Origin of the sequence: Synechococcus sp. RS9902, assembly GCF_014279635.1 — a bacterium.
GTDB lineage: Bacteria > Cyanobacteriota > Cyanobacteriia > PCC-6307 > Cyanobiaceae > Parasynechococcus.
In genome coordinates this window covers 421,181-437,590 of the sequence record NZ_CP047949.1, presented here as the reverse complement: position 1 = coordinate 437,590, position 16,410 = coordinate 421,181, and the positions used below count along the sequence as shown (strand labels likewise).

At 53.0% G+C, this 16,410-nt stretch carries 23 protein-coding genes; 17 read left to right on the top strand and 6 right to left on the bottom strand.

Annotated features, from left to right (window positions below; translation table 11 throughout):
• Positions 1–20 precede the first annotated feature (20 nt).
• Both SynRS9902_RS02260 and SynRS9902_RS02255 read left to right on the top strand, forming a co-directional pair.
• On the top strand, positions 21–620 hold the full coding sequence (locus SynRS9902_RS02260) for a recombinase family protein (protein ID WP_186509822.1): 600 nt from the start codon (positions 21–23) through the stop codon (positions 618–620).
• Positions 614–796 (top strand): hypothetical protein, encoded by a 183-nt coding sequence (locus SynRS9902_RS02255; RefSeq protein WP_186509821.1) that lies wholly within the window; start codon positions 614–616, stop codon positions 794–796. Before SynRS9902_RS02260 ends, SynRS9902_RS02255 begins: the two co-directional genes overlap by 7 nt.
• A gap of 49 nt (positions 797–845) precedes the next feature.
• Here SynRS9902_RS02255 and SynRS9902_RS02250 read toward each other — a convergent pair whose 3' ends face one another.
• On the bottom strand, positions 846–1,115 hold the full coding sequence (locus SynRS9902_RS02250; protein ID WP_186509820.1) for a hypothetical protein: 270 nt from the start codon (positions 1,113–1,115) through the stop codon (positions 846–848).
• 747 nt (positions 1,116–1,862) lie between these two features.
• On the opposite strand from SynRS9902_RS02250, the gene SynRS9902_RS02245 reads away from it, so the two are divergent.
• Positions 1,863–2,147, top strand: coding sequence for a hypothetical protein (locus tag SynRS9902_RS02245; RefSeq protein ID WP_222929472.1), 285 nt, complete (start codon positions 1,863–1,865; stop codon positions 2,145–2,147).
• Between the two features lie 96 nt (positions 2,148–2,243).
• On the opposite strand, the gene SynRS9902_RS02240 is transcribed toward SynRS9902_RS02245, so the two are convergent.
• Positions 2,244–3,677, bottom strand: coding sequence for a hypothetical protein (locus tag SynRS9902_RS02240; RefSeq protein WP_186509818.1), 1,434 nt, complete (start codon positions 3,675–3,677; stop codon positions 2,244–2,246).
• A 215-nt stretch (positions 3,678–3,892) separates the two neighbouring features.
• Between SynRS9902_RS02240 and SynRS9902_RS02235 the strand changes: the two genes are divergently transcribed.
• On the top strand, positions 3,893–4,132 hold the full coding sequence (locus SynRS9902_RS02235) for a hypothetical protein (RefSeq protein ID WP_186509817.1): 240 nt from the start codon (positions 3,893–3,895) through the stop codon (positions 4,130–4,132).
• Here SynRS9902_RS02235 and SynRS9902_RS02230 read toward each other — a convergent pair whose 3' ends face one another.
• Complete coding sequence (locus SynRS9902_RS02230) at positions 4,133–4,570, bottom strand: hypothetical protein (RefSeq protein WP_255446173.1); 438 nt, start codon at positions 4,568–4,570, stop codon at positions 4,133–4,135.
• Between the two features lie 119 nt (positions 4,571–4,689).
• Between SynRS9902_RS02230 and SynRS9902_RS02225 the strand changes: the two genes are divergently transcribed.
• The 11 genes from SynRS9902_RS02225 (at position 4,690) to SynRS9902_RS02175 (ending at position 13,331) form a co-directional block, all read left to right on the top strand.
• Positions 4,690–5,346: a TVP38/TMEM64 family protein gene (locus tag SynRS9902_RS02225; RefSeq protein WP_186509815.1), complete on the top strand. Its 657-nt coding sequence runs from the start codon at positions 4,690–4,692 to the stop codon at positions 5,344–5,346.
• A gap of 109 nt (positions 5,347–5,455) precedes the next feature.
• On the top strand, positions 5,456–5,881 hold the full coding sequence (locus SynRS9902_RS02220; protein WP_186509814.1) for a hypothetical protein: 426 nt from the start codon (positions 5,456–5,458) through the stop codon (positions 5,879–5,881).
• Positions 5,878–6,453, top strand: a complete 576-nt coding sequence (locus SynRS9902_RS02215) for a phycobilisome polypeptide (protein WP_186509813.1) — start codon at positions 5,878–5,880, stop codon at positions 6,451–6,453. Before SynRS9902_RS02220 ends, SynRS9902_RS02215 begins: the two co-directional genes overlap by 4 nt.
• Positions 6,454–6,524: 71 nt before the next feature.
• Positions 6,525–7,283 carry a phycobilisome rod-core linker polypeptide gene (locus SynRS9902_RS02210; RefSeq protein ID WP_186509812.1) on the top strand — a complete coding sequence of 253 codons (759 nt, stop codon included), beginning with the start codon at positions 6,525–6,527 and terminating at the stop codon, positions 7,281–7,283.
• A 1-nt stretch (position 7,284) separates the two neighbouring features.
• On the top strand, positions 7,285–8,004 hold the full coding sequence (locus tag SynRS9902_RS02205; RefSeq protein WP_186509811.1) for a pentapeptide repeat-containing protein: 720 nt from the start codon (positions 7,285–7,287) through the stop codon (positions 8,002–8,004).
• Between the two features lie 172 nt (positions 8,005–8,176).
• A complete protein-coding gene (locus SynRS9902_RS02200) occupies positions 8,177–9,061 on the top strand; it encodes a phycobilisome linker polypeptide (protein ID WP_115080295.1) in 885 nt (294 codons plus the stop codon).
• 48 nt (positions 9,062–9,109) lie between these two features.
• Positions 9,110–10,759 carry a phycobilisome rod-core linker polypeptide gene (locus tag SynRS9902_RS02195; protein ID WP_186509810.1) on the top strand — a complete coding sequence of 550 codons (1,650 nt, stop codon included), beginning with the start codon at positions 9,110–9,112 and terminating at the stop codon, positions 10,757–10,759.
• A 75-nt stretch (positions 10,760–10,834) separates the two neighbouring features.
• Positions 10,835–11,569 (top strand): phycobilisome rod-core linker polypeptide, encoded by a 735-nt coding sequence (locus tag SynRS9902_RS02190; RefSeq protein WP_186509809.1) that lies wholly within the window; start codon positions 10,835–10,837, stop codon positions 11,567–11,569.
• Between the two features lie 288 nt (positions 11,570–11,857).
• Entirely contained in the window at positions 11,858–12,400 is a 543-nt protein-coding gene (locus tag SynRS9902_RS02185) for a phycobiliprotein lyase (protein WP_186510486.1), read from the top strand.
• A 9-nt stretch (positions 12,401–12,409) separates the two neighbouring features.
• A complete protein-coding gene (locus SynRS9902_RS02180; protein ID WP_186509808.1) occupies positions 12,410–13,024 on the top strand; it encodes a chromophore lyase CpcT/CpeT in 615 nt (204 codons plus the stop codon).
• Between the two features lies 1 nt (position 13,025).
• Positions 13,026–13,331: a CpeR family transcriptional regulator gene (locus SynRS9902_RS02175; RefSeq protein WP_071823038.1), complete on the top strand. Its 306-nt coding sequence runs from the start codon at positions 13,026–13,028 to the stop codon at positions 13,329–13,331.
• An 8-nt stretch (positions 13,332–13,339) separates the two neighbouring features.
• On the opposite strand, the gene SynRS9902_RS02170 is transcribed toward SynRS9902_RS02175, so the two are convergent.
• The 3 genes from SynRS9902_RS02170 to SynRS9902_RS02160 all read right to left on the bottom strand — a co-directional run bounded on the left by SynRS9902_RS02170 (position 13,340) and on the right by SynRS9902_RS02160 (position 14,239).
• Positions 13,340–13,573: a Nif11-like leader peptide family natural product precursor gene (locus tag SynRS9902_RS02170; protein ID WP_186509807.1), complete on the bottom strand. Its 234-nt coding sequence runs from the start codon at positions 13,571–13,573 to the stop codon at positions 13,340–13,342.
• Positions 13,574–13,634: 61 nt separating this feature from the next.
• Complete coding sequence (locus SynRS9902_RS02165) at positions 13,635–13,919, bottom strand: Nif11-like leader peptide family natural product precursor (protein ID WP_186509806.1); 285 nt, start codon at positions 13,917–13,919, stop codon at positions 13,635–13,637.
• Positions 13,919–14,239: a hypothetical protein gene (locus tag SynRS9902_RS02160; RefSeq protein WP_186509805.1), complete on the bottom strand. Its 321-nt coding sequence runs from the start codon at positions 14,237–14,239 to the stop codon at positions 13,919–13,921. Before SynRS9902_RS02160 ends, SynRS9902_RS02165 begins: the two co-directional genes overlap by 1 nt.
• Positions 14,240–14,487: 248 nt before the next feature.
• Here SynRS9902_RS02160 and SynRS9902_RS02155 point away from each other — a divergent pair, with 248 nt between their 5' ends.
• The gene (locus tag SynRS9902_RS02155; RefSeq protein ID WP_186509804.1) at positions 14,488–15,684 is read left to right on the top strand and encodes a HEAT repeat domain-containing protein; all 1,197 of its coding nucleotides are present in this window, start codon (positions 14,488–14,490) and stop codon (positions 15,682–15,684) included.
• Positions 15,685–15,864: 180 nt separating this feature from the next.
• The gene (locus SynRS9902_RS02150; RefSeq protein WP_186509803.1) at positions 15,865–16,401 is read left to right on the top strand and encodes a bleomycin hydrolase; all 537 of its coding nucleotides are present in this window, start codon (positions 15,865–15,867) and stop codon (positions 16,399–16,401) included.
• The last annotated feature ends 9 nt before the right edge of the window (positions 16,402–16,410 follow it).

Sequence of the window (16,410 nt, the reverse complement as noted above, 5' to 3'; positions counted from 1 at the left end):
GAACAACCCTTTTTGGAACAGTGACCTCCCGAAGCATTGGTTACGCAAGAACCAGCGGCGGTGGTGACACCAAGCAGGCGGCGGGTCTGGAGGTTCAGGTCAAGGCGCTGAAGGATGCAGGTTGCGCTGTGGTTTTCCAAGAGATCGTCAGCACCCGCACCGCAGAGAAAGACCGCCACCAACTCCAGGCAGCACTCAACGCCGTCGTGGAAGGTGACGAACTCGTAATTACCGCTCTCTCCCGCTTAGGCAGAACCCAGCGTGAGGTGATCAACCGTCTCCACGACCTTCAGGAGAAGGGAATCCACGTCAGAACGCTGGATGGACTGGTGAACACGAAGGCGATGGGGAAAATGGCGCCAGTCCTCATCGGTCTTCTGACTGGTCTGAATGAGGTGGAACGCGAAATGACCAGGGATCGCGTGATGGAGTCAATCCAGCACCGAAAGGCAACAGGCGGATCCATTGGCGGTCGCCCCAAGACCAATCAGGCAAAGGAACGCCTGGTGCTGCGCCTTCGGGATGAGGGGTGCTCCTACAGGTCCATCAGGGAGCAAACAGGACTGGCGCTCTCAACGATCCGCCGGATCATTGCTGAACAGGAGGCAGTGTCGTGCTGAAGATCCTTGTAGGGGTTGGACTGGGTTTCCTGCTCTTCACCAACCCAGAAGCAAGACAGATCACGGCAGACCTGTTGAGAGCAACTGCCAATGCGATTGCCCCTGAGCAAGACGGCAAGACCTTTCAGGACAGGGTGAAGGACGCCGTGGTGGAGAAGGTTTTGGATGACAAATAAGGTCGCAACGCTTTTCTGACGCCTCACAAGACACCATTGCCAGAGATGCTCAGGTTGAAGCGATGCCAACGGATCGGCGATGTCGTTGTCCCTGAAGACGCTGGAGCACCTCCAGCGGAGGTCGCCTTGAAAGCGGGTTGGTTGGTCTAGGGCAGTTGAATCCAGCACCTGTTGTGCCCGTCTCAAACCGCTCCCGCTGATAACTGAGGAACAGTTCCGGGCACCATGCTTTGAGCAGGACTGGAAACTCCATCTGCGACTGGCAGTTGGCACTGGACTTGGTGCTGCAGAGGAACTTCCAGGTGCGCTTGTGGGGCATCCAGACCAGATGGGACTTAGGAGCGCCGCAAAGAGGACACTCAAGTTCGTAGAGGGGTTTTGCCGGATTAATTCGTTTCAGTTTTGGGGCGTATATGCATGAGTTAAACAACTCCAACCGATACTTTCGGTCGATATAACTTTCATCGATAAACATTTGACTGATTACATCATCTTGCCTGCATATAATAAGCACTAAATGCAAATTTGTCAACTTATATGCCGCGGCATTGACTTGACAAAACTCCTTAATATTGCTAGAATAGGTTTGTTTTCAACCGCTGACAATAGTGTACCTTGCAAACACTTTATGCATAAATATCTTTGTCCCCGATAATGCCAAAATCGGGTTCTAGTGAACCTGATTAACTCAATCAAACCAGCGGAATGCTTGCGGAGCAAGCATTGGCGCAAAGCGCCAATCCATAAAGGTCATTTAAAATGAGGTTGGGTTCATTAGCGACCGCTAAAAGCAACTGGTCTTAAGCAACCTTAAGACGTGACTCATGAGAATAACGAACCTAAATACTACTGACTGAGCATAAAATCGCCATCATGAACTTAACCACGCCGGCACGACCGATCAGAACCACGCTGTCGTTCAAGCAGCAAGAGAAGTACCTGCTGGATCAAAGAGATGATCTCTGCAGGCACTATCGACTGGATAAATCCAATCTCCTCAAGTTCTTGATCAAAAAAGAGCACTATGCCCTCAAGAACACTCATCAGACCTTAATCCACTGAGAAGATGAGAACAACGAAAGCAATTTTGACCAATCGCACACGACCATTTTGCTATGACGAGTTTATAGCAATGGCAGAAGAGGTCCAGAAGGAGATCTGCGCAAAAGATCAAGTTGATGCCATGGGAAAGCAGGACTTATCGGACTTCAAGGAACTCTTGATCTATATCACCAAGCACAATCCTGAAATGCTGGATGCGATCGAAACCCTTAGATACCTGTTGGTTCATGGCGTCTTATTGGCATCAAAGGGGATCCCGCTTACCAGTTTGCCGCTGGCATTGGACTGATCGGCAAGCATTCGTAGTGAGCATCACTCAGCAATGGGAGCAGCGACTATTGCGGTCTGTTGATGCGAAGATATTGCGCTTTGGGACTTACTTAGATCAGTCAATTGGACCTATACGTTTCACCATAGACCACTTCCCTGGAGTGATTACTGCTCGCGCCTTTGCTGCTGTCTGCTCGCGCTGGATAAAGCGCAAATAACGGTCCTCCAGCATCTTTGGCGACGTATGACCGTTGTCCGCAAAATCCCGGATGTATTGAGTGGTCCCGAGTTCTGGATAATCCTCCAGGGTCAAGCGGAATGCGGTGTGGCGACAGGTAGTCCAATCAATCCCTTGGGTTGAGATGCCTGCCTTCTCACATGCCTTCTTGAGAAGGAAGTTGATGGTCTCTCCAACGTTGCTCTCGTTTTCGCTGCCTTCCGTCCTCTTTATGTGGGGGAAGTTCAACCACCCCTTTGGTTTCCTCTTGAGGATGCGGCGGACGTTCTCCAACGCATCAGATCGGTAGGCATAGGTGTCGTGCTTATCCCTGTCGCCCTTCGTTTTCTCAAGGAAGCAGATGATCTGAGGTTCCCCCGCATCGGTCAGTCGCTCGCTGAACCACTCACTTCTCAACCGAGGAGCGTCCTCACTTCGGAGGTAGTAGAACCACTCCAAGTGGAGCGCGTCATACAAATCCACCCAGTTGCGAGCGTTCTGCCGGTTCGTCGGAGTCCAAGGCAGTTCCCTGTATTCCTCCGGCGTCAGAGACCGACGAGCAGCACCACCAGACAATTCGGCAGCAACGCGAACCAGGTTCTCCCAGTCCTGATGGGAGAAGTGCCGTTTCTGAATGACGGTTTTCTTTATCGCAGGGAATTCAGGGCAGGACAGAGCAGGGAAATCTGCCTTCGCCTCTTTGAAGAGGTTTCGGATGAGGGTCTTGTACTGCCTTCTGGTCTCTTCTCCTGAGTTGCCCTTCGCTTCACAGTTCTCCCTAACAAGACGGAAGAACTCCAGAAAGTCGTTGCTGGTAATCGCTTCAACGCTTTTGACCGTCGCCCAAGGTTGAACGCCTATGCCTGTGGTCCCGTTCCAAAGGTTCCGCTTGTCGCTCAACCAACGACTTCGGTTGTTCCGTGGTTCCAGTTCCGCCTTGGCATACCAACGCTCCCAATAGACCGACAGAGCGTGTTGCTTCTCAACTTCCCGCACTTGGGACTGTGAGAGGAGGTCCTGCCACTTCTTTTGAGAGGCAGCGACCGCGACCTTTGCTGCTTCCCAGGGGTCGGTGGTCCCGCAAGTCCCCTCTATATAGATGCGCTTTCCCCGCCCCCGATTGGTTTTGCCAGCAAACGGACGAGGGTCATCTGCTTTCTCCGGCAGGAAGCGCCACTGGAGGTTCTTGGTCTTTCTGCTGTTCGCGCTGGGTTTCTGACGAACGACCGATAGAGACGTGTGTGGGATGTTCCCTTTCCCCCCCAGGTCGCGCACCACGTTGAGGGTGTGAAGGGTGCCGTCAATCCATTCCTGTGGCAGCGACCGTCCCATAGAGTTCCCCTACCGAAACACCTTCCAGGAGTGGTTCGGACCTACCGCAAATCATCCCAATGGTATGGGAGCGGTATGGGAGCAGCAAGCAAAAGCGCCTCAAAACGTCTTTTTTGGTATCGCTGCTATACAGATTGAGCGCTTAAAGGGGCGAATTGTCGCAACGCCCCCAGTTCAAATCTGGGTCCTGGCATCACATTGATGCCAAAACTGCCGTGTCATTCATCTCCCCAGATGCAGGCACAGATCGCGTTTTCGACAACGCCGACAGTTTCGCCATGGTGTTTGACCGCACCTGGAAGCAACTCCGAAGCAGCAGCAAGGCTGAACTCAGCCAGGAAGAGCATCTCGAAGCCGTGCTCGAGGCGATGGCTGATCACCCCTTCCTGATCAGTTCCCCAGACATGGCACGCCAGGTGGCTGCCTTCCGGATCAGGTTGCTGGAACTGGCCTGATCAGGCGGAGAGCAGATCGATCTGGGGATCATCCACATATTCCGTGTCACCGCTGAGGGGCTCATCACTGAAGGCCTCATCCTCGACTCGGTCGTCATCCATCCCCCCCATCTCCATTTCAGGAGCTTCTGGAGTGTCGTGATCGTGCTCTGCTGAGGCCTCCTCGGCGTGGGGATCAGCGTGAAGCTCCACGACCTCACCTGGGCTCAGACGATCCCGAAGCATCCGCACCTTTTCTTCGCTGGCCAGGAGCAGTTCACCGGCGTCATCACTGACCGCGGCGATCTCCGCATCTTCCAGCTGCTGGCCCTCAACGGCAACCAACCGCGTCTCCAGCTCCATCAACCGATCCGCCAGCGTTTCCACCACCTCACTGAGACTGAGCAGATGGGTGCACAGCTGTTGCTCGAACGCGGTGCGCGGGGAGGTGGTGGTCACCGGGCTGGCCTCGTGTTGAGAAATTTCGCTGATGGTATCGATGCTGAGCTTCGTGTCCACGGCTCTGGGAAAAGCCATGACTGGCCTACATTCCCCAGGGCTTGCGAGCGGTTGAAGAGATGTCCAGGCTGAAGACGGGGCTGAAGGTCAGCGCCTGGATCGCCATCTTCATTGTTGCCGTCGTTTATCTGCAGCGATACGGCATCGCACCGCTGCAAAGCGCCGTGAATGACATGGGCATCTGGGCCCCACTCGGCCTGTTCCTGCTGCGGGGGGTGAGCATCATCCTGCCGGCGCTGCCCAGTTCGGTGTATTCCCTTCTGGCCGGCTCGCTGCTGGGCTTCAAAGCGGGCTACCTCACGATCATCCTTTCGGACCTGGTGTTCTGCAGCGCGGCCTTCTTCATTGCCCGCCGCTGGGGACGCGGACCGGTGAGCCGTCTGGTGGGGGCCAGCGCGATGAAACGCATCGATGGCTTCAGCAAAAACCAGCTGGAGGGCAACTTCTTCCTGATGACAGGCCTGCTGATGACCGGGCTGTTTGATTTCCTCAGCTATGCCATCGGGATCAGCCGCACCCACTGGCGACTCTTTGCTCCGGCTCTGCTGATCAGCGTGCTGATCAGCGATTCGATCCTCGTGGCTGTTGGAGCTGGAGTCGCTCAGGGCGCCAGCCTCACCCTGGGATTGGCTCTGCTGGCCATGTTTGCTCTAGCCACAATCACCGGTGTGCTGAAAAAGAAATCCTCAGAGGCGCCCTCCAACAACCAATCCTGAAAGGAACCCTGGGGGATGACAGCCGATCCATGTCGATTCCCACGAACCGCTGACTGGGTCGAGGAAATTCCTGGACACTGGTTACATTCGAGTTGATCGGCGTTTCTCGATGAGCGCACTGGCAGATCCGAGAATTGCCACCCTGCAGAACCAGGCCGGCAGCAGCGGTGAGCTGGATCTACCGGTGGGAGACGGTTGTTTTCGGATCAACCTCCGTGATGAAAACATCGCGCTCTGGCAGGAGACATTTGATCAACACACCACAGCAGCCAACCTTCTGCTGGCTTGCGAAGAAAGCAACGGAGACCTCAAAGACACCCGCCTGACCTGGGTGGTGGGATCTGCCATCCGCACAGCGACGGCATCAAGCCCCGACGCAGTCGGCTGGCTGTTGACGCAGTTGGGGGTACCAACTGAACTCACGGAAGCAGCCATCAGCCGTTGTCCTGGCCTGGGGGACAACCTGGTCTGGGCTTTTTACCTGGAACGCCACGGCTGGCTGATCGCTACACCGGTGGCCAGCGTTAACCCTTGAACCTTCAAAACACCGACTTCAAAACCCTGGTGCAGACCGCCCAGGTTCAAGGACTGAGCCTCAACCAAGATCTGCCACAGGCCACGCGCAGCATTCTTGAGCGTGCTGATCAAGCCCAGCGCCAGCTCTCGAGCGATGAGCTCACAACGATCTGCCAGGTCTCCGGCATTGATGTATCGCTCGCCGACAACCTGATCCAACGATCGGATCAACTGGTAAACCAGGCACGGGCACATCTGATTGCAACCCAGCCGCATTTGGTGCAACCGGGCGGGGCTCTGCACCCAGAAGACAGGGCAGAGGCCTGCTGGCGCGACTGTTGGAACTTTCTTCGCGTGATCACGTATGCGGTGGCCTGCAACCAGAGCTGCTTTACAAACCCGAGTGGCATGGCTGCCCTACGGGAGCTGTACAGACGAATGAACGTGCCTATCGAGGGGATGAACATCGCCCTCGGTCAGCTCAAGGAGAAGGCCCTGGAGGGGGTCTCGCGATCGAACGACCGGCAGCTGATCAACGACTGCTTCCAACACCTAAGAGATCAGCTCAACAAAACTGCAGTTAAGAGCTGATAAGCACCACCACCAAAAGCTTTTGATCAAGAGAGGATCACACCCAAGTATTTCTACTCACGGAGCACCCCATGGCCATCCCGCTTCTTGGGTACCCGCTCAACACCCAAAACGGCCGCGTTAGCAATCTCGCAGGCGACAACAGCACCGTTCAGAGCCAGCTCTATCCCTCCTCTGCAGCAGGTGACGACACCAGCCGCAGCGACATGGATGCCGTGATCGAACAGGCCTACCGCCAGATCTTCTTCCATGCGATGCGCAGTGATCGCGAACCATTCCTGGAATCACAACTTCGCAGTGGCAACATCACGGTGCGGGATTTCATCCGAGGCCTGCTGCTCTCTGAACGCTTCCAGCAGGGCTACTACCAATGCAGCTCCAACTACCGGATGGTGGATCAGGTGGTGGGACGCGTGCTTGGGCGCCCGACCCATGGCGACGCCGAACGCCGGACCTGGTCGATCGTGATCGGCGAAAAGGGCTTCACAGCCTTTGTCGACACGATGCTCGACAGCCCTGAATACATGGAAAGCTTCGGCTACGACCTAGTGCCGCAGCAGCGCTCGCGCGTGCTGCCCGGGCGGCCCCTTGGGGAAATCCCGATTTACCAACAATTCCCGCGCTACGGAACCGACTGGCGCGACGCCCTTCAAGATCGGGCGCCTATCAATCAAGGGGCGCCGTCAGAGCGACTGGAGGTTGCTGCCACTTGGGTGAACGAAGAACCCCCTGCTTTCGCTCTCAAGCTCTGGCTCGGCCTGTTTGCCGTCGGTGGATTCGAAATCTTGCGGGTGCTCCTTACCATCGTTGGCGCAATGCTGCGCAACTGAGATGTCGATGCCCAAAACTGGGGCTCTGAATCTGCGTGAGTGGACGGCACCCGAAACCTGCGGAGCAACAAGCTCAGCCACAAATCCAGTCGATGCTCGAGGGGCTGACTGGAGTGGTCAGGACTTGGGTGAGCTCGACCTAAGAGACGCCAAGCTCTGTCGCTGTGATCTGCGCGGCACAAATCTCAGCCAGTGCCAACTCGAAGGCGCTGACTTACGCCTTGCCCGTTATGACCAAACCACGCTGGTGCCTGAGGGCTTTGCACTAAACACAAGCGGTGCCGTTGGGCCCGGGGCGAAACTGAATGGGGCTTTTCTCAACAGCACAGATCTGCGCGGGATGGACCTCAGGGGGAGCGTGTTGATGGGCGCGTATCTGAGCGGTTCAGATCTGAGTGGAGCTTTGCTCGATGGCGTTTCCCTAGCAGGCGCTGACCTGCGATCAGCCACGTTTCGCGGAGCCATGTGCAGGGGGACCCGGTTCGGAACCTGTGAGATGGACATGGCCGATCTTCGCGGCGCCAACCTTGAGGGGGCAGCCCTCGAAACCGTTACATCGATCCGCGGGGCGGACTTTTCGCTCTGCACCGGGCTGGAGGATCAAATTGGTGCTCTGCTCAGTCGATCCGTCCAGGAACTCGACTGCTGGAATCCGATGACCCGCTCCACAACGAGGGCGAGCCTTGAGTCCCTGATCAAGGAGCAAGGGCAGGACGCCTAAAGGGAGCCATTTGAATCCAAACTTTTCCTACAGAACCCGCCGAGATCGCCGTCGAGGCGGGTGAATCAGTGCGTGACGCAACAGTCGGACACAATTGATTGAGGTTTATAAAGAATGCTCTTCGGACGTGAGCTTCTGAAGGACTATTAGTCCAACCACTGCGTGTGAATTCATGCCTTTTGGTCCAGCCTCGCTTCTAGGGGTCGAACGCTTCTCTGAAGAGAGTGAAGCCCCTCTCGAGCTGATCCCAGGCGATGAGGACGCCAGGAAAGAACAGATCATCCGTGCTGTGTACAAGCAAGTGCTTGGCAACGCTTACGTGATGGACAGCGAGCGGCAGATCGTCGAAGAGTCGCAGTTCAAGCTCGGTGAAATCAGCGTCCGTGAGCTGGTGGGCCGCATTGCCAAAAGCGACCTGTACCGCAGCCGCTTCTTTGATAACTGCGCGCGATACCGCTACATCGAGCTGGCCTTCCGCCATCTTCTCGGTCGCGCACCTGCTGACTACGCAGAAATGCGTGAGCACGCCGATCGCCTGGACAGCCAAGGGTATGAGGCTGATATCGACAGCTTCCTGAACAGCGCGGAATACCAAAACACCTTCGGAGAATGGACGGTCCCCTATCAGCGGGGCTGGAAGACCGAAAGCTGTGCCACATTGCAGGAATTCACCTGGAGCTTCCAGTTGCTGCGCGGCAACAGCAGCAGCAGCCTCAAGGGTGACCTTGCAGGCAACAGGAGCAAGCTGGGTGGTTCGGCTTATCTGAACCGAGCCATCGCAGTGGTTCCCCCATCCTCCAAAGAGACCGCTGGCTGGAGCTTCCGTCCCTCGACCAACCTTCAGGACGCACCCACACGTCTCGGGGTTGGCGCAGGCGATCAAGGCATCACGTATCGAGTCGAGGTCACGGCCTACAAAGCAAACAATGTCAGGCGGATTTCCCGCTACACACGAAGCAACCGCATCTTCTACGTGCCGTTCGACAAGCTCTCCGAGCAGTTCAAACGCATTCATAACGAAGGCGGCAAAATCGCCAGCATTACGCCGGTGACTTAAGCCAGCTCCGCATTTATCTCGACGCTCTCATCTCCCCTCACCAAAACAATGGCCAGCACCCAATCCTCCAGTGGTTTCGGCGCAACCACTAAGTGGAATGATCCCGTTCGCTTCCAGCGAAAGGGAGGAGCAGAACTCAGCGCTGCTCTCACCATTGGCGAATTTCTAAAACAGTCGTGTGATCAGATGGCGATTGGGGTTGGTCCCCGGAGTCACGCTGACTGCCCCCATCGCGTCACAAGCGAGTGTTACTCGCCAGAGGATGACGCGTCTCTGGAGACCGTGATCAGTGCGTCATATCGACAGATTTTTGGCAACGCCCACGTGATGGATTTCGAGCGTTGCTCGGAATTGGAAGCTCAGCTTCGGGACGGACGATTGAGCGTGCGTGACTTCGTTCGCGGCCTGGCCAAGTCAAGCTTCTACAAAGACCGCTTCTTCAGAAGCGTTGCTCCACAGAGGGGTGTCGAGCTGAATTTCAAGCACCTGCTGGGTCGTGCACCTGAAACACAAGCTGAAATCTCGTCCAAAATTGCGCTTCTGGCAGAACAAGGTCACGACGGCTTGGTCGACAGCATCGTTGACTCCGCGGAATACCTCGAAGTCTTCGGCAGCGACGTGGTGCCCTATGCCCGTTCATGGAGTTCGCCCGCAGACCTATCAACAGCAGCCTTCCCAATGCTGGCCGCTCTGCAAAAGAGTTTCGCCGGCAGTGATAGTGCCCGCGGCGCAGGCCCGGCGCTAACCCGCAGCCTTGCTAATGGAGTAGCTCCCCGAATCAGCCTGCCTAGTCAGCCTGTTGGTCTGCGTCCATCGTCTGGAAGTTTTACAGCCACGCAGTTCAGCAGCAAAGCACCTGGCATCACCTCAGGCAAAGACTCTGCGCCCATGCGCGGTGATATGTATGTCACCTTCGGCCTCGGCCAGCGGGAGCAAGAAACTTTCCAACGTTGCCCTGGTGACGGTCCCGATCAGCTCGCCGCGCTGATTCGTTCGACCTACAAACAGGTGATGGGCAATCCCCATCTGATGGAATTCGAACGGGTTATCTCTGCGGAAAGCAAGTTCATCGATGGCTATCTGAGCACACGTGAATTCGTTCGTGCTGTGGGCCTTTCAGCCGAATACAAGCGTCGTTTCTTCGAAACCAGCGCGCCTTATCGATTTATCGAGCTGAACTTCAAACATTTCCTGGGGAGAGCACCTCGGTCCCAAGCCGAAATCAGCGAGCACACCAAGATCCTTGCCGAAGGTGGCTACGAGGCTGAAATCTCCAGCTACGTGGATAGCCAGGAATACCAGAACACCTTTGGTGAAGACACAGTTCCATTCGCTCGAATCCTCACCGAAAGCGGCCGATCTCAAGTTGACTTCAACCGTCAACTGAGCCTGGCAGAAGGGTATGCCGCAAGCGATACGGTCCTCGGCAGCTCCGCTTTGGTGAGTTCGGTCGCAACAGGGCTGGCACCAAGTGGCTGGAGCAAAACCACCAGCCGGGCGAACCGCACAGGTACACAGTCTGGTGCAACTGATCCCACCAAGAAGCGGTATCGAATTGTTGTTGCTTCTCAGGCAGCTCGTTCCCGCCAACGCACAGCTGGAAACAGCTACGTCGTGTCCGGGAAAGACATGAGCAGCCAGATGAAGTACATCCATGCTCGGGGAGGCAAAATCGTTTCCATCACTGAAGTGATGTAAGAGCATTCGATTGCTGCAACAGGGAGCCACCTTTTGAAGGGTGGCTCACTCACATCACTTTCAATTCAGACAACAATGACTGGGCCAACAACTCTTTCCTCAGCAGCCAACGTCGACACATCACATGCTGCGGATGTTATTCGCCAAGCGTACCGCCAGGTGTTTGGCAATCGACACCTGATGGAACTCGATCTGAACCCCTCCATTGAGGCGCTGTTCATGAACGGTGACCTAACGGTTCAAGGATTGGTAACGGCTCTGGCCCAGTCGGAAACCTATAAAAAGCTTTTTCTGGAAAGCAACAGCCCCTACCGATTTGTTGAACTGAACTTCAAACATCTACTAGGCCGTCCTCCCCGTGACCAATCTGAGTTGATGAGCCATGTTCGACTGCTGCAGGAAGAGGGATACGAAGCAGAGATCGCCAGTTACACCTACAGTGATGAATACCTTTCTGCCTTCGGCATCGACCAAGTTCCATACAATCGTGCCACCCAAACCGTGATAGGCGGAAGCACGCTGTACTTCACACGTGCGAAGGCTTTGGATGCCGGATATGCCGGATACGACAACGCAGAAACAGATTCGAAACTCTTGAATAGTCTCTGCACTGACATTTCACCAGAGGCACAGGATCGCAGAAGCGTTGGCAACGCAAACGCGTTGACGATTAACTGGACATCACGTCGTCAGGTGGGCGCCAACCGCCGGGCAGTTCAAAAATCAGTGGTGACTCAGACCTCCATGTCAGCCACCATAAAATCAATTCTGTCGCAGGGCGGGCAGATCCTTTCTATTGCGAAGGCTTAACCCTTGGGAATATCTGGCAGATTTGACTGGCGGCTCAGTCATAATCTTCTAGTGACTGTTAACCGGTCAATACACCCCAGTCAACAGGTACAAAGCAAAATTTAGTTTCAGACATGCCCATTCTGCGTCCACCATCAAGCGAAAACCCCAACAGGAAAACAACATTCCTGCAGTCGGTCTCATCAACACCCATGGCCATGTCCATGATGGTCGACTCTATGGTTAACATGATGCACATCAACTCTCCTTCGCTGGATGAGCTCAGCTCAGAAAACAACACAAGCCTGCATGACGATTGAGCAATTTGTTGCTCAAAGTGCAGGCAAATGGCGCTCAATGAGATCTGGGCATTCCTTAGCCTTCCAGCAATTTGAAGAAGTTCTGAGCGAAGTTACGATCGAAGAAATCAGCAGAGAAGATTCCGCAATTAAACAATTAATCGAATCACCTCTAGCGAAAAGATTTAATTTAGATACAATTTCATCTCCATTCAAAATGGAATGGTGCGCAGAAAGTGACTGGGAACCTGATGACCCATCAGAAGTATCATCAGGCCATTGCATTATTATTCCATTTGTCAAAGACATTTCTTCGGGGACGCTGATCAGAAGCGTTGGTTATGCAGAAGCCGAGGCAGCCATCTCGGAATACAACTTTTCCAACGACGGTACGTTCACGCTCACAACAAACTACGAGCAATCAATTGCCGAAGAAAGAATTTGGTTTGTCTCAGAGAATGTGCGCTGCAGGTCATCAGTTTTAAGAACTTCAGCCGGGTCAGGAGTGCTGCAAACGTCGTTTGCATCAGAAGTCAGACGAATTAATGCATAATTCCGAAAGATGAACAAGAATTTAGACCTTGCCGAATTTGCCAAAACTCTTGCGGGCATCTACGACAACATCGAACAGTCACAAAAAGACCCGAAGGATTTTGCTCGAATCAATATCTTTTTCCGCCCATTACCCTGGCATATTTTTGAAGGTCCTGGTTTTTATTCTGAACAATGTTATGACTATGCACCATGGGATCCCTACCGGCAGGGCATTCACCGATTAACTACGCATGAAGATACTTTTGTGGTTGAGAACTATGGGTTCACAAATCCCAGAAGATTGGCAGGGGCTGGTCGAGAGCCCCAAATCATGAATGCAATCGATTCCACAACCCTAAAAGAACGGTGTGGGTGTGCCATGCACTTTCATCGTAAAGAAAAAGGACATTACATCGGAAAAGTTGAACCAGGCAAAAATTGTTTGGTTCCACGAGATGGAAAACTCACTTATCTTGTGAGCGAAGTTGAGGTGGACCAAGAAAATTGGATTAGTCGCGATCGAGGCTTTGATCCAAACACAGACGAACAAATTTGGGGTTCAGAACATGGCCTTCTGAGATTCAAAAGAATCCAAAGTTTCTCCGAGGAAATCAATGATGAGTGGCTAAATTCGAAAACCTAGAATGGAAGACGTAAAAAAACAAATGAAGTCTTGGATACGCTCACAACATCTAATATGTGTTGGCACAGACTTTATCTTTGAAACAGTGGATCAAACTCAACTCGATAAGTTTGAGGCTTCTGTTCAAGCAATTGGAGGAAGAATAAGAACAGTCAAAGCAATTGGAAATTGGCCAATGGGCCCCAGAAGATCATTCAAAATACTGCAAGCTACAGCAAGCGTACCCAGACCAGGAGGAGAAGATCTTGTCACTTATTGGGCAAAAAAAGGTAGTAAGACTACAAGATATTCAGAAATCAATTCTTGAATCAAAATTTATTCTTCAAACCAGCCCATCCAAGTGTCTTGGCTGAAATCAGTATGCTTGCTCCATTTTCTCAAAATAGCGGCTGAATCGATATCGAAACCATTGGCGGCAGCGATCTCAATGACTTGATCCTGATTAAGTGCAGCCTTAATTTGAGCTTTTAGATCTGGGCTTTGGCGAACTTGAATAATAAAAGCCTCCAAGACTTGATCTTGATTTGCAGCAAGAGCAGAATCGGTCATCAAAGCCCAATGAAATCTCAAAAATAATTCTAAACGAAATTCTCATGAAGAGACCGTAAAACTAGGCACCATCCATCAACATGGCTCTCCATGGGGCGATCTTACGGAATGCCCATGACCAGTGATCGCTTGCGATGGCTTGAATCGCCATGGCTTCAGATTCAGATAAGCTAGCTGAATCTAATTCAACATACTTGAGCCACGCTGTGATTGAGAAAACATAATCACAAGAAGCCGCAAAATCCACGATATCTTGATTTGTCTTACAAGTCTTTAATCCTGTTGCAACAGAATGATCGTAAATGACCATCTGCACAAAATCATCAATAACAGAATCAGGCATCATCAGCAGCTTTCAATCCAAAGCGCAAAATTTACCTTCTCACATATCATCTGCAGCACCAAAGGTCCACCCGGGCAACGCAACAACCGCCATGGAATATTTTTTTCCAAAATACCTGAATCGATGGTAATTTTTGGAGGGCTCGTAGCCTGTTCATAGGGAATCAATGCCGAGCCAGTCAATGAAGGCTCAACATCATTAACAATTGCTTTCAATTGCTCCAAATCAGAAACCAGGTTCAATTGATCTTGTACATCTGCTGACTTCTGGACAGCTTCAACAAACCTAGGAAGAGCCTGTTCGAGCTCGGGAGAGACTGGCATGATACAAAAACCCCTCTTCTCACGGTAACAGATGGCGAGAACGTATTTATCAAAAGACAGCGCAAATTAAAGAAGACAATCAACCAGTCATAAATCATCACTGAGATTAAGACGTTGATGCTATGGTCAAAGAGATGATGGAATTTCAACGTCACTACGATTCAACAGAATCAGGTCAGCAGCTCTAAAGCTGCAGCTCAACACCAGCTGACAGAAAATCCAGGTTTTTCATTGATGACCCTTTAAACATGGCCGAGCGATTCGACAACTTGGTTGAAGGCTTGACGGAAGAGCGGGCCATGGCGGTGATTTTGGCTGATCCAGACTCGCTCGAGAGGCCCGTTGATAAATACATGGCAGCCACAAGGCTTGGAGCAAGCAAGAGCGAAGAATCACTTGATGTGCTGATTCAGGCTGCAGAGCTGGATCCAGAGCATCTTTTTAATCGAATCACGCGACGCAAGGCGATTGACGCCCTTGGCAGACGAAAAAGTCCAAAGGCCCTACCATCACTGTTTCGAGCCTTAAAATGCGATGATGAAGCTGCGGTGATTAATTCTGTAGACGCGATAACAAAAATTGGAGCACCGTTAACAGAAGTAGATCATGAAAAATTATTGGGAGCGCTTGAGGGCGAGGATATTCAAAAGCGAGCTGTCATACAGGCATTTTGTCGTTTAGGAGTACCCTCTGTCATCAACAGCATCAGCCCCCTCCAAGATGATTCCAATCCCTTGGTGGCTGGTGCGGCAAGGGCATACATGTCGAAAGTTGCTCAACAGCCAGAGGGCCTTGATGTGCTCATCCCGCAACTTGTTGATCCAATCGCAGGACGAAGGCGCTCTGCCGTGATTGATTTGGGCGATGCAGGTGACGTTTCAAGGCTGGAAGCTCTTGTCACAGCTCCCGTGTCAATGTCGTTGCGGGCGAGAAGTGCATTTCAGTTGGTCGATCCTGATAAGAAATGCCAGATACCGGAAGAATATGCTGAGCTAATAACACAACTCTTACAAGATAACCCTCAACAACTCAAACTTAGGAAAGAGTGGATTTGCGATATTGAGCCTACAGAGATCGAAAATAACCTTCAACATCGCGACGAAGCACGCCAATACGGTGGTGCCTCAAGCTTGATGGCCATGCCTAAAGCAGAGAGAATGATTTTAATTGACGAAATTAAAGAAAAATTATGGAGTGATTACGTTACGCACTATTACCTAACCGCCGTCGTCAGTCTTCAGGGTTTGGAAGAACGAAGCGATCTAATCAGGCTTGCCTTAGCCGAAACAATCCCTCAGTACACCAAGTCCCGCATTGCAGCTGCATGGGGGTGCCTCCGCTTAGGCCTTGTGGACCAAAAGCCTCTTCTGGAGGAGCTTTCGGCCAATGCCTTCTGGCTACCACTTAAATGGACCTGCCAACGCGTCCTTAAACAGTTGTCATAAAAAGACGAGCAATAAATAAGGTGAACTGTCGGACATTGGTTGACGACACGGCCTTACTGATTTCGCCTTTGTCAACTTGTGTGTCCTGACGTCCTCCTTCGGGAAGACGGCCTGGGAAGCAGGGGTAGTGTCATTCGTGATGCGGAATGCATCTCCCCAAACAACGTATTCCACAACCCCATGCTCGACGCATTCTCCCGGGCTGCTGTCTCGGCCGATTCCAGCGGCTCCTTCATTGGTGGCGGTGAACTGGCTTCCCTGAAGTCCTTCATTGCTGATGGCAACAAGCGCCTGGACGCTGTGAACGCCATCACCTCTAACGCCAGCTGCATCGTGTCTGACGCCGTCGCCGGCATCTGCTGCGAGAACACCGGCCTGACCGCCCCCAACGGTGGTGTGTACACCAACCGCAAGATGGCTGCTTGCCTGCGTGATGGCGAGATCGTTCTGCGTTACGTCTCCTACGCACTGCTTGCCGGCGACGCTTCCGTGCTGCAGGACCGCTGCCTGAATGGTCTCCGCGAGACCTATGCCGCTCTGGGCGTTCCCACCGGTTCCGCCGCCCGTGCTGTTGCAATCATGAAGGCTGCCGCTGGCGCCCTGATCACCAACACCAACAGCCAGCCCAAGAAGATGCCCGTTACCTCCGGTGACTGCGCAAACCTGTCTGGTGAAGCTGCTAGCTACTTCGACATGGTGATCAGCGCCATCAGCTGAGCCAGAGAT

Excerpts from the sequence above, each read along its gene's own strand:
- SynRS9902_RS02250 (WP_186509820.1), bottom strand. The coding sequence starts at position 1,115 with ATGCCCCACAAGCGCACCTGGAAGTTCCTCTGCAGCACCAAGTCCAGT.
- SynRS9902_RS02245 (WP_222929472.1), top strand. The coding sequence starts at position 1,863 with ATGAGAACAACGAAAGCAATTTTGACCAATCGCACACGACCATTTTGC.
- SynRS9902_RS02240 (WP_186509818.1), bottom strand. The coding sequence starts at position 3,677 with ATGGGACGGTCGCTGCCACAGGAATGGATTGACGGCACCCTTCACACC.
- SynRS9902_RS02225 (WP_186509815.1), top strand. The coding sequence starts at position 4,690 with ATGTCCAGGCTGAAGACGGGGCTGAAGGTCAGCGCCTGGATCGCCATC.
- SynRS9902_RS02220 (WP_186509814.1), top strand. The coding sequence starts at position 5,456 with ATGAGCGCACTGGCAGATCCGAGAATTGCCACCCTGCAGAACCAGGCC.
- SynRS9902_RS02210 (WP_186509812.1), top strand. The coding sequence starts at position 6,525 with ATGGCCATCCCGCTTCTTGGGTACCCGCTCAACACCCAAAACGGCCGC.
- SynRS9902_RS02205 (WP_186509811.1), top strand. The coding sequence starts at position 7,285 with ATGTCGATGCCCAAAACTGGGGCTCTGAATCTGCGTGAGTGGACGGCA.
- SynRS9902_RS02200 (WP_115080295.1), top strand. The coding sequence starts at position 8,177 with ATGCCTTTTGGTCCAGCCTCGCTTCTAGGGGTCGAACGCTTCTCTGAA.
- SynRS9902_RS02195 (WP_186509810.1), top strand. The coding sequence starts at position 9,110 with ATGGCCAGCACCCAATCCTCCAGTGGTTTCGGCGCAACCACTAAGTGG.
- SynRS9902_RS02190 (WP_186509809.1), top strand. The coding sequence starts at position 10,835 with ATGACTGGGCCAACAACTCTTTCCTCAGCAGCCAACGTCGACACATCA.
- SynRS9902_RS02185 (WP_186510486.1), top strand. The coding sequence starts at position 11,858 with ATGACGATTGAGCAATTTGTTGCTCAAAGTGCAGGCAAATGGCGCTCA.
- SynRS9902_RS02180 (WP_186509808.1), top strand. The coding sequence starts at position 12,410 with ATGAACAAGAATTTAGACCTTGCCGAATTTGCCAAAACTCTTGCGGGC.
- SynRS9902_RS02175 (WP_071823038.1), top strand. The coding sequence starts at position 13,026 with ATGGAAGACGTAAAAAAACAAATGAAGTCTTGGATACGCTCACAACAT.
- SynRS9902_RS02170 (WP_186509807.1), bottom strand. The coding sequence starts at position 13,573 with ATGACCGATTCTGCTCTTGCTGCAAATCAAGATCAAGTCTTGGAGGCT.
- SynRS9902_RS02165 (WP_186509806.1), bottom strand. The coding sequence starts at position 13,919 with ATGATGCCTGATTCTGTTATTGATGATTTTGTGCAGATGGTCATTTAC.
- SynRS9902_RS02160 (WP_186509805.1), bottom strand. The coding sequence starts at position 14,239 with ATGCCAGTCTCTCCCGAGCTCGAACAGGCTCTTCCTAGGTTTGTTGAA.
- SynRS9902_RS02155 (WP_186509804.1), top strand. The coding sequence starts at position 14,488 with ATGGCCGAGCGATTCGACAACTTGGTTGAAGGCTTGACGGAAGAGCGG.
- SynRS9902_RS02150 (WP_186509803.1), top strand. The coding sequence starts at position 15,865 with ATGCTCGACGCATTCTCCCGGGCTGCTGTCTCGGCCGATTCCAGCGGC.